This is a genomic window from Delftia sp. 60 (assembly GCF_002754395.1).
In the GTDB taxonomy this organism is placed as follows: Bacteria; Pseudomonadota; Gammaproteobacteria; order Burkholderiales; family Burkholderiaceae_C; genus Comamonas; species Comamonas acidovorans.
This window is the reverse complement of the sequence record NZ_PEFD01000001.1, coordinates 1,372,351-1,383,632: the sequence shown is the minus strand read 5'-3', so window position 1 is coordinate 1,383,632 and position 11,282 is coordinate 1,372,351. Positions and strand designations below refer to the sequence as shown.

Annotated in this window: 9 protein-coding genes; 6 read left to right on the top strand and 3 right to left on the bottom strand. The window is 69.9% G+C overall.

The features are described from left to right. Positions 1–74: 74 nt before the first annotated feature. A complete protein-coding gene (dtd, locus tag CLV01_RS06280) occupies positions 75–545 on the bottom strand; it encodes a D-aminoacyl-tRNA deacylase (protein ID WP_099734741.1) in 471 nt (156 codons plus the stop codon). After that, positions 542–1,534 (bottom strand): cation diffusion facilitator family transporter, encoded by a 993-nt coding sequence (locus CLV01_RS06275; RefSeq protein WP_099734742.1) that lies wholly within the window; start codon positions 1,532–1,534, stop codon positions 542–544. Before CLV01_RS06275 ends, dtd begins: the two co-directional genes overlap by 4 nt. Before the next feature lie 73 nt (positions 1,535–1,607). On the opposite strand from CLV01_RS06275, the gene CLV01_RS06270 reads away from it, so the two are divergent. From CLV01_RS06270 to CLV01_RS06245, 6 genes are all read left to right on the top strand, one after another. Continuing rightward, positions 1,608–3,173, top strand: coding sequence for a sensor histidine kinase (locus CLV01_RS06270; protein WP_099734743.1), 1,566 nt, complete (start codon positions 1,608–1,610; stop codon positions 3,171–3,173). Next, entirely contained in the window at positions 3,170–3,811 is a 642-nt protein-coding gene (locus CLV01_RS06265; RefSeq protein ID WP_013804314.1) for a response regulator transcription factor, read from the top strand. The genes CLV01_RS06270 and CLV01_RS06265 overlap by 4 nt, the downstream gene beginning before the upstream one ends. 160 nt (positions 3,812–3,971) lie before the next feature. Further along, the gene (locus CLV01_RS06260; protein WP_180288365.1) at positions 3,972–4,475 is read left to right on the top strand and encodes a GlcG/HbpS family heme-binding protein; all 504 of its coding nucleotides are present in this window, start codon (positions 3,972–3,974) and stop codon (positions 4,473–4,475) included. 172 nt (positions 4,476–4,647) lie between these two features. After that, a complete protein-coding gene (locus CLV01_RS06255; RefSeq protein WP_099734745.1) occupies positions 4,648–6,726 on the top strand; it encodes a putative bifunctional diguanylate cyclase/phosphodiesterase in 2,079 nt (692 codons plus the stop codon). A gap of 3 nt (positions 6,727–6,729) precedes the next feature. Continuing rightward, the gene (locus tag CLV01_RS06250) at positions 6,730–8,226 is read left to right on the top strand and encodes an AMP nucleosidase (RefSeq protein ID WP_012203132.1); all 1,497 of its coding nucleotides are present in this window, start codon (positions 6,730–6,732) and stop codon (positions 8,224–8,226) included. Positions 8,227–8,288: 62 nt separating this feature from the next. Continuing rightward, a complete protein-coding gene (locus CLV01_RS06245) occupies positions 8,289–9,557 on the top strand; it encodes a GGDEF domain-containing protein (RefSeq protein ID WP_099734746.1) in 1,269 nt (422 codons plus the stop codon). Here CLV01_RS06245 and CLV01_RS06240 read toward each other — a convergent pair. Continuing rightward, on the bottom strand, positions 9,554–11,146 hold the full coding sequence (locus CLV01_RS06240) for a GMC family oxidoreductase (protein ID WP_099734747.1): 1,593 nt from the start codon (positions 11,144–11,146) through the stop codon (positions 9,554–9,556). The genes CLV01_RS06245 and CLV01_RS06240 overlap by 4 nt on opposite strands. Positions 11,147–11,282 lie beyond the last annotated feature (136 nt).

Sequence of the window (11,282 nt, the reverse complement as noted above, 5' to 3'; positions counted from 1 at the left end):
GCAGGGCTTTTCCGGCCAGGACGTGCTCGCAGATCGCGCCAGAATCCGCCCCAGAACAGCAGGTCTGCAGCGCGCTATGCCGCGGTGGCCGGAGCTATCGACAGCGGGATGGTCACGGGTCCGTCGTTGAGCAGGTGCACCTGCATGTCGGCCCCGAAGCGGCCCGTGGCGACTTCCGGGTGCAGGGCGCGCGCCCGCTGCACGATGTAGTCGTACAGGCGCTCGCCCTCGGCCGGTGGCGCGGCGCGCGTGAAGCTGGGGCGGTTGCCGCCGCCGGTGTCGGCCGCCAGCGTGAACTGGCTGACGATGAGCAGGCCCCCGCAGGCACCCTGCCCGTCCAGGTCCTGCACGCTGCGGTTCATCTTGCCCGCGTCGTCGGCAAAGATGCGCAGCTTGAGCATCTTGGCCAGCAGCTTGTCGGCTTCGGCCTCGGTGTCGCCGCGCTCTGCGCAGACCAGGGCCAGCAGGCCGGGGCCTATGCTGCCGGCGAGCTGGCCGTCGATTTCCACGCGGGCCTGTTTCACGCGCTGCAGGATGCTGATCATTGTTCGGGGTTCGGGTTCTTGTCGGTGGATGGGGAAGGAGTGTCCGCCTGGCCTGCCGCCTCGATGGCGGCTTCCATGGCGGTCTGCATGCCCAGGGGCAGCAGCTCGATGCGCGCGTACAGGCCGGGCACGGCCTGCAGCAGTTCGGCCTCGATCTCGGTGCGCAGCCGGGCGGCGCGGGCCACGCTCCAGTCGCCGGGTACATGCATGTGCAGGTCGGCAAAGCTGCGCTCGCCGGCGCGCCGGCTGGAGATGTTGTCGAAGACCACGCCATGCTCGCGGTGCGCATGGCGGTCCAGAACGGCGTCGATGCGCAGGCGCTCGGGCGCGTCCAGCGCCTGGTCCATCAGACCCTGGGACGACTGCCAGACCAGTTGTGCGCCCTGCACGCAGATGTTGAGCGCCACGCCTATGGCCACGGCCGCGTCCAGCCACAGCCAGCCTGTGAGCGATGCGCCGATCAGGCCGATGACGACGCCGGCCGAGGTCCAGACATCGGTGAGCAGGTGGCGGGCATCCCCCTCCAGCGCCATGGAGCGGTGCTGGCGCGCCGAGCGCAGCATGGCCACGGCCAGCAGGCCGTTGAGGGCCGAGCTGACCACGGACAGCGCCAGGCCCCAGCCCAGTTGCTCCAGCGGCTGCGGGTTCCACAGCCGCGCCAGCGCCGCCCAGGCGATGGCCAGGCTGGCGCCGATGACCAGGATGCCCTCGAAGCCCGCAGAGAAGTACTCGGCCTTGTGGTGGCCATAGGGATGATCGGTGTCGGCCGGCCGCTTGGCGATGGTGACCATGGTCAGCGCGAACACGGCACCGGCTAGGTTGACGAAGGATTCGAGCGCGTCCGACAGCAGGCCCACCGAACCCGTGAGCCACCAGGCCAGGGTCTTGAGGACGATGGTCAGCAGCGCCACGACCACTGAGATGCGCAGCAGGCTGTGCGGCGCCATCCAGTCGGGTGCGTTGGCGGTAGATGGAGGGGACTCGGCCATGCTGCGCTGCGATAGGTGGGGGTGCTGCGGATTAGACCACTGCCTGCGCGGGCCGCATGCCAGAATCCGCGCCATGAATGGATGGCAGCGATCAGCGGGGTGGGTGCTGGCCTGGGCCGTGGCCGCAGGCTGCGGCGCGGCCTGGCTGGCGCATGGGCGCCTGCAGTCGCTGCGCGAGGTCTTCGATACCGATGCCCGCATTGCCCACCGGCTGCTGAGCCAGCGCATGGTGCAGCACGATGCCATCCTGGGCACGCTGGCGCTGCTGCAGCCGCGCCAGCCCGCGCCCGAACAGGCCTCGTGGAAGCAGTTGCCGCGCCTGTATCCGCAGGTGCTGGATGTGGCGCGCCGCTCGGCCGCCGCAGGCGAGTCCTGGCCCGCGCCCTGGCCGCACGGCATGGCCGAGGCCGAGCGCCGCTCCCAGGCCAGCGGCCATGCCGAACTGGCCCTGGCCGATCTGGCCCGGGGCCGCCTGTACCTGGTGCAGGCCGGGCTGCCGGCCAGCTATGCATTGCTGCTGGACCTGCGCTCCACCATCCCCGCCGACGAATGGCCCATGCCACCGGCCACCAGCCCGGTGCGCGCCTGGCTGGCCCTGGGCGGGCAGGAATTCCTGATCCAGCCCGGCAGCACCGGCTCGCCAGGCTGGAACACATGGTCCTGGGAGGTGAGCAAGACCCTGGCCTCGCCCAGCCAGCCGCTGGTGCTGTACCTGCGCCAGCCGCTGGACGCCTCGGTGCTGCCCTGGACGGCCATGCTGGGCTGGGCCCTGGGCTGTGCGCTGGCCGTGGCCGCGCTGCGCGCCCTGCTGCGCCAGCGCGTGGCCCGCCGCCGCGCCGAGCAGTTGCTGCAGCTGGGCCAGGTGGCACGGCTCAATACGCTGGGCGAACTGGCCGCAGGCATGGCGCATGAGCTGAACCAGCCGCTGACGGCCGTGCTGTCCAACAGCCAGGCCGCGCGCCGCCTGCTGGCCGAGGACCCGCCCGAGATGGACGCCGCCCGCCAGGCCATGACGCAGGCGGCCGAGCAGGCCAAGCGTGCGTCCGCCGTGGTAGGCCGGCTGCGCCGCCTGGTAGAGCAACCGGGACTTGCGCCCCAGGCCGAGCCGCTGGATCTGAACCAGGCCGTTGCCGAAGCGCTTTATCTGCTGGAGCCCGAGCTGCGGCGCCGCCAGGTCCAGGTCAAGGTGCAGATGAAAGTGCAGGCCGCCGATCTGCCCGCCGCCCAGGCCGACCCCGTGGCCGTGCAGCAGATACTGCACAACCTGCTGGTCAATGCGCTGCAGGCCATGCAAGAGCAGCCGCCCGCAACACGCCATCTGCGGGTGGAGCTGGAACGACGCGATACCCGCCTGCTGGTGGCGGTGCAGGACAGCGGACCCGGCGTGGCGCCCGAGATGCGCCAGCGCCTGTTCACCCCGTTTGCCACGGGCCGCGCCCAGGGGCTGGGCCTGGGCCTGACGTTGAGCCAGAGCCTGGCCGAATCCATGGGCGGCAGCCTGGAGCTGGCCGCCTCGGGACCGGACAGCGGAGCCCGCTTCGAGCTGCTGCTGCCTGCGGCGTGCGCCAGTGCATGCGCCAATGCATCCACGGCACGCGCCGCCCCCACCGCATCCACACCACCACCACCGAACCCATGACCGCCGCGCCTGCCCAAGACCTGTCCCCGCTGATCCATCTGGTCGATGACGACGAGGCCGTGCGCGACAGCCTGGCCCTGCTGATCGGCACCGTGGGCCTGCGCGTGCAGTGCTGGGCCGATCCGCTGGCCTTTCTCGAAGGGCTGGACCGCCAGGGCATAGGCGCCATCGTGATGGACGTGCGCATGCCCGGCATCGGCGGACTGGCCCTGCTGGGCCGGCTGGTGGAGCAGGGCGTGGACCAGCCCGTGATCATGCTCACCGGCCATGGCACGGTGGACATGTGCCGGCGCGCCTTCAAGGCCGGCGCGGCCGAGTTCCTGGAAAAGCCCGTGGACGACGAAGTGCTGATCGACGCGCTGCAAGGCGCCGTGCGCCAGCATGTGCAGTCGCGCGAACGCCAGCAGGCCGACCGCGATGCTCAGCAGCGCTTCGCCCAGCTCTCGGCACGCGAGCGCGAGGTGCTGGCGCTGATCGTGCAGGGCCTGACCAACAAGGAGATAGGCCGCAGCCTGGAGCTGTCGCCGCGCACGGTGGAAACGCACCGGGCCAACCTCTTCGCCAAGCTGGAGGCGCCCAGCCTGGCCCAGCTCATACGCCGCTACGCCAGCCTGGCGGACACGGCGGCAGGCGCCTGAAGCGCCACCTCCTCGCCCAGCAGCGCGCCTGGCTTCTCCGTATTTCTACGCAGCGCCGCGCGTAGCCGTCCGAATGGTGCGCGGCGGCGGCATTTTCTACAGTGCATGCATGCCGTCCGGGCTTGTGGCCCGGGCCGTCCTGACCCCCAAGGAGAAGACCATGCCACGCCACGCCACCAAGCTCGCCACCCTCGCTGCCCTGACCCTGGGCCTGATCACCACCGCCGCCCAGGCCGAGGCCGTGCGCACGGAAAAGAACATGTCGCTGGAGCTGGCCAACCAGATCGCCGCACGCAGCGTGGCCGCCTGCGCCGCCGACGGCTATGCCGTCACCGCCACCGTGGTGGACCGTGCCGGCACCGTGCGCGCCGTGCAGCGCGCCGACAATGCCGGCCCCCACACGCTGGAGGCCAGCCGTCTGAAGGCCTATACGGCCGCATCGGCCAAGAACAGCACGCTGGCCATCATGGAAGGCGCGCAGAAGAACCCCGGCGCCGCCAACCTGGTGAACATTCCCGGCTACCTGCTGCTGGGCGGCGGGCTGCCGGTGAAGGTGGGCAACGAGGTGATCGGCGCCGTGGGCATCGGCGGCGCGCCCGGCGGCCATCTGGACGACAAGTGCGCCCAGGCTGCACTGGGCCAGGTGCAGGACCTGCTCAAGTAAAGAAGCCGCGCCGCACGTGATGCGGCGCTGCAAAAAAAAGACAGGCCGCTATGGCGGCCCCCGATGCCCGACAGCCGCACGCGCTCCCACGCGTCAGCGGCCGCTCACCCTCGCACAAGAGCGCTATCAAAATCTCTGCGATTCCGCTATAAATCCCCAGCGAGGGGGACGCATGCCAGAGAACATCGATGCGCAAGACACGGGGCCCGACGATGCGCTGTTGCGGCTGATAGCAGATACGGCTCCGGCCATGCTGGCCTACTTCGATGCGCGCACGCTGCGCTGCCGCTTCGCCAACATCAACTACGCACGCAATTTCGGATTGACGCCCGCCGAGGCGATAGGCAAGACCGTGCGCGAGATCGTGGGCGAAGCCGTGTGGCAGCTCATCGCCGAGCATGTGGAGCGCGGCCTGCGCGGCGAACATGTGCGCTACGAGCGCGAGGTGCCCCAGCCGGATGGACCGCCTCGCCATATCGAATCGCTGCTGATGCCGCACTTCGAGCACGGGCAGCTGCAGGGCGCCGTGGTGCAGATCACCGACGTGAGCCACCACCACCATGTGGCGCAGAAGGTGCGCGACAGCGAAGAGCGCATGCGCAAGTTCACCGAGGTCACGACCGAGGCCATCGTCATGCACCGCGATGGCCTGATCATCGACGGCAACGAGGCCCTGTCCCGCCTGGCCGGCTACACGCTGGACGAGCTGACCGGCCGCCCCATCCTCGACTACATCTGCCCCGAGTTCCGCCTCTACGCACTGCAGTACATGCGCAGCGGCCGCGAGGACCGCTTCGACGGCGCCATCCAGCACAAGGATGGCCACCGCATCCCCGTGGAGATCGAGGCCAAGACCATGCCGGCCGAGGGCGGGCCCTACCGCATCGTGCTGGTGCGCGACATCACGCTGCGCCAGCTGGCGCAGGAGCGCATGGACTTCCTGGCCCAGCACGATCAGCTCACCCAGCTGCCCAACCGCGTGCGCCTGATCCAGATGCTGCGCCAGGCGCTGTCGCTGGCTTCGGTCAAGCGGCGCGCCCTGGCCGTGCTCATCATCGACCTGGACCACTTCAAGACCATCAACGACTCGCTGGGCCACCAGGCCGGCGACCTGCTGCTGTGCGAGGTCGCCCAGCGCCTGCGCGGCAGCGTGCGCGCCCACGACCTGGTGGCGCGCGTGGGCGGCGACGAGTTCGTGGTCGTGCTCACCGACGACCCCGATCCGCAGGAAACCGAGACACAGGCCAGCCACCTGCAGCGCATCATCGAGGCGCCCTGCGCCATCGATGGCACGCCGCTGGTGATCTCGCCGTGCATGGGCATCGCCATGTACCCCGGCGACGGGAAAAACGCCGAAGAGCTGCTCAACCGCGCCGAAAGCGCCATGCACATGGCCAAGGACAGCGGCCGGCGCAACCTGCAGTTCTATGCACCCGCCCAGGACGGCCAGGCCACCCAGGCCCAGATGCTGATGCAGGAGCAGCAGCTGCGCGGCGCGCTGGAGCGCGGCGAGTTCGAGCTGTACTACCAGCCCCAGACCTTCACGGCCGATGGCCGGCTGGCGGGCTTCGAGGCCCTGGTGCGCTGGCGCCACCCGCAGCGCGGCCTGGTGCTGCCCGGCGAGTTCATCGGCTTTGCCGAGGCGCGCGGCCTGATCTCGGCCATAGACCACTGGGTGCTGCGCGAGGCCTGCCGCCAGGCGCGCCAGTGGCAGGACGAGGGCCTGGCGCCGGTGCCGCTGTCCGTGAACCTCTCGGCGTTGGAATTCCGCCAGCGCGACATGGCGCGCGAGGTGGCACAGGTGCTGGAGGAAACGGGGCTGGAGGCGCGCTGGCTGCACATCGAGCTGACCGAGTCCACGCTGATGCACACCAGCGGGCAGGTGCAGGACACCTTGCAGGCGCTGCAGGCCCTGGGCGTGGGCCTGGCCATCGACGACTTCGGCACCGGCTACTCCTCCCTGGCCTACCTGCGCCGCCACCCGATCAACCAGCTCAAGATAGACCGCTCCTTCATCGCCGACGTCCCCGATAGCGAGGACGACACGGCCATCGTCACCGCCATCGTGCAGATGGGCCACAGCCTGCACCTGGACATCGTGGCGGAAGGCGTGGAAACACCTGCCCAATTGGCGCTTTTGCGCGAGCTGGGCTGCGGCATGATGCAGGGATACCTTGTGGCGCCCCCCCTGCCGGCCGAGAGGGCGCGCGCCTGGCAATTGCACAACAGTCATCCAGTCCAACGACAATAGCCCATGGTTTTGCTTCACAACCCCTCGCAGGCCTCCAGGGCCGCAGCCACCTTGCACACCGACCCCCAGCGGGCCCTGGAGCACGTACAGCAGATCTACCGGGAGCAGATAGAGCACCTTCGCTCGAACATGCAGCGCTTCGTCTCCGGCGAAACCCCGGCCGCTCCCGTCCACGCCTACTACCCCTTCGTTCGCATGCACACGAGCACCGTGGCGCGCGCCGACACGCAGCTGGCCTACGGCTTCGTCGAGGGCCCGGGCACGCACGAGGCCACGCTCACGCGGCCCGACCTGTTCTCGCGCTACTACGCCGAGCAGTTCCGCCTGCTGATCAAGAGCCACGGCGTGCCGCTGGAGGTGGGGCTGAGCGACAAGCCCATTCCCATCCACTTCTCGTTCGCCGAGAACGACCACATCGAGGGAACGCTCACGCGCGAGCGGCGCCAGCTGATGCGCGATGTGTTCGACCTGCCCGACCTCGAAGCCATGGACGACGGCATTGCCAACGGCACCTGGCGCCCGCATCCCGGCGAGGCCCTGCCGCTGTCCCTGTTCACCGCCCCGCGCGTGGACTACTCGCTGCACCGCCTGCGCCACTACACGGGCACCCAGCCCGAGTGGTTCCAGAACTTCGTGCTGTTCACCAACTACCAGTTCTACATCGACGAATTCATCCGCCTGGGCCACGCCGAGATGGCCCGGGAGGACAGCGAGTACGTGGCCTTCATCGAGCCCGGCAACGTGGTCACGCGCCGCACCGGCCTGCCGGCCCAGCCCAATGACGAGCTGGGCACGCCGCCGCCGCGCCTGCCGCAGATGCCGGCCTACCACCTGGTGCGCGCCGACCACAGCGGCATCACCATGGTCAACATCGGCGTGGGCCCGGCCAATGCCAAGACCATCACCGACCACATTGCCGTGCTGCGCCCGCACGCCTGGATGATGCTGGGCCACTGCGCGGGCCTGCGCAACAGCCAGCAACTGGGCGACTACGTGCTGGCCCACGCCTATGTGCGCGAGGACCATGTGCTGGACGAGGAACTGCCGCTGTGGGTGCCCATTCCCGCGCTGGCCGAAATCCAGCTGGCCCTGCAGCAGGCCGTGGCCGATGTCACGCAGATGGACGGCCCCGACCTCAAGCGCATCATGCGCACCGGCACTGTGGCCAGCACCGACAACCGCAACTGGGAGCTGCTGCCCAACAACCTGCCCCAGCTGCGCTTCAGCCAGAGCCGCGCCGTGGCGCTGGACATGGAAAGCGCCACCATCGCGGCCAACGGCTTCCGCTTCCGCGTGCCCTACGGCACGCTGCTGTGCGTCTCCGACAAGCCGCTGCACGGCGAGATCAAGCTGCCCGGCATGGCCAACCACTTCTACCGCGAGCGCGTGGACCAGCATCTGCGCATCGGCATGCGCGCCATCGACATCCTGCGCGAAGGCGGCACCCAGCGCCTGCACAGCCGCAAGCTGCGCAGCTTCGCGGAGGTGGCGTTCCAGTAGCGCCCCGCCACCGGCCACCGCTTCTCACGGGCCACGCTTCGCACCGCCATCCAGGGACGCACATGCCATCCACGCTGCCTACCCTGGACTTTTTCTCCATGACCGCCGTCGTGGCCATCAACATGATGGCCATGTCGGCCGCCCTGCCGCTGGCCATGGGGCGTCGCGTCAGCGGTGCGGCGCGCCATGCGCAGCACTTCTTCCTGATGCAGGCCCTGGCCTGGACCCTCATCCTGATCGCCAGCCGCCTGCCCCAAGGCCTGATGGGACGTGACCTGCTGTCGCTGGGTGCTGCGGCGTTGGCCGCCACCGCCCAGTGGCAGATGGCGCGCGCCCTGCGCGAATGGCTGGGGCCGCGCCCGATGCTGCTGGAGCGCGGCCTGATCGCGCTGTGCGTGCTGGGGCCGCTGGGCTTTGCGCTGCTGCTGCCCCAGGCGGCCCTGCGCACCGGCTGGTTCAGCGCCGCCCATGGCCTGTGCCTGATGGCGCTGGCCGGCCTGTGCCTGGACCCACAGCGGCCCGTGGCGCGCAGCTGGCGCTACCTGATGTGCGGCGTGGCCGCCTTCATGGGGCTGATGCTGTTCGTGCGCAGCTACCTGGCCCTGGCCACGCCCTTCCTGCCCAGCTTCACCGCAGACAGCGGCGCCAACCAGATCTTCGCCCTGCTGACCACGCTGAGCAGCACGCTGCTCATGGTGGCCGTGCTCGTGGCCTGGCGCGACGAGACCAGCCAGCAACTGCGCGACCTGGCCTTGCAGGACATGCTCACCGGGCTGCCCAACCGCCGCGCCTTGCTGGAGCGCGCACCCGCCATGCTGGCCCATGCCCAGCGCCACCGCCAGGCCCTGGCCCTGGTGATGCTGGACCTGGACCACTTCAAGCATGTCAACGACGAGCACGGCCACGCCGTGGGCGACCAGACGCTGTGCCTGTTCGCCCGCCTGCTGCAGCAGCAGCTGCGCAGCGACGAAATCGCCGCGCGCTGGGGCGGCGAGGAGTTCTGCCTGCTGCTCTACACCACGGACGACGGCGTGGACACCCTGTGCACCCGCCTGCAGTCCGCGCTGCTGCAGGCCTCGCGCAAGGTGCTGGGCTTCGAAGTGCGCTTCAGCGCCGGCTGCGCCCACGCACCCCAGGCCTGGAACGGCCTGTGCCTGGAACTGATGCTGGCGCCCGCAGACGCCGCCCTCTACGCCGCCAAGCGCCGCGGGCGCGACTGCTGGACGCAGGTGCGGCTGAGTCCGGTGGCCGCGTCCGAGGAGCAGGGGCCGCAGCCGTCGGCCTCCATCCCGGAGCAGGCCATGGCGCACGGGCGCACACCAGGCACCTAGAGGACTCCCCCGCGGATCATGTCCACCGCCTTCTCCGCGATCATCACCGTGGGCGCATTGGTGTTGCCGCTGACGATGCGCGGCATGACTGAGGCATCGACCACGCGCAGGCCCTTGATGCCGTAGACACGCAGCTGCGCATCGACCACGTCCATGGGCCCCGGCCCCATGCGGCAGCTGCCCACGGGGTGGTAGATGGTGTCGGCATGGCTGCGAATGAAGGCCTCTATGCCCGCATCGTCCTGCGCGCCGGCCGAGGCCGGCATCTCGCGCCCGCCCAGGGCCGCCAGCGCCGGCTGGGCCAGGATCTCATGGGCGCGGCGCACGCCGTTCACCATGCGCCGCAGGTCCTGCGCATCGGAGAAGAAGGCCGGATCCACCAGCGGCAGGGCCAGCGGGTCGGCACTGGCCAGGCGCAGGCTGCCCCGGCTGGCCGGCTGCAGCACGCAGACATGCAGCGAATAGCCATGGCCCCAGACCGTCTTGCGCCCGTGGTCCACCAGCTTGGCGACGACGAAGTGCAGTTGCAGATCGGGCGCAGGCTCTCCAGGGATGCTGCGGATGAAGCCGCCCGCCTCGGCGAAGTTGGTGGTCAGCATGCCGCGCCGCTGGCTGCGCCATTGACCCACGGCGGCCAGCAATCTGCGCGCACCGCCCAGTGAAAGGCCGAAGCTGTCGGTCAGCTGCGCGCCATCGACCACCAGCACCACATCCGGGTGGTCATGCAGATGGGCGCCCACGCCGGGCAGATGGTGGACCACATCGATGCCCAGCGAACGCAGGTGATCGCCCGGCCCCACGCCAGACAGCATCAGCAGCTGCGGCGACAGCAGTGCGCCACCGCAAAGCAGCACCTCGCGCCGGCAGTGCAGTTGCTGCACCGTGCCGCCCTGCAGGTACTCCACGCCCACGGCGCGCCGGCCTTCGAACAGAATGCGCAGCACCTGGGCACCCGTTTCCACGCGCAGATTGGGCCTGGCACGGTGCGGCGCCAGATAGGCCTTGGCGACGTGGTGGCGCTCGCCGTTGCGCTGGGTGACCTGGTACAGGCCCACACCCTCCTGCGCCTGGCCGTTGAAATCCGCATTGTGCGCATGGCCGGCCTGCACGCCCGCCTGCACGAAGGCCCACGACAGCGGGTTGGGATCGCGCAGGTCGGCCACGTTCAGCGGCCCGCCCGCGCCATGCCAGGCATCGGCGCCGCGCTCGTTGTGTTCGGCGCGCAGGAAATAGGGCAACACCTCGCTCCAGCTCCAGCCCAGGTTGCCCTGGGCCGCCCAGTGGTCGTAGTCGGCCGGCTGGCCGCGCACATAGACCATGGCGTTGACCGCGCTGGAGCCGCCCAGCACCTTGCCGCGCGGCTGGTGGCCACGCCGCCCGTCCAGGCCCGGTTGCGGCACGGTGGACAGGCCCCAGCTGTGGCGACCGCCCTTGGCCATGGCGGCCATGCCCGCCGGACAGTGGATGAGCACGCTGGAGTCGGGGGGCCCGGCCTCCAGCAGCGCCACCTGCGTCTCGGCCTCCTCGCTGAGCCGCCCGGCCAGCACCGAGCCCGCCGATCCCCCTCCGATCACGATGAAATCCAGCATGTCTCCCCTCCCCTGCGGTGTAGCCATCCACTGTTGCAGTCGCCTGCGCGGCGCCGCAAGCCGGGGCAAACCCGGTGGATGCTCCGAATCCCGCTACGATCGCCGGATCGCATTCACGTTCGCATTCACTTTGTTC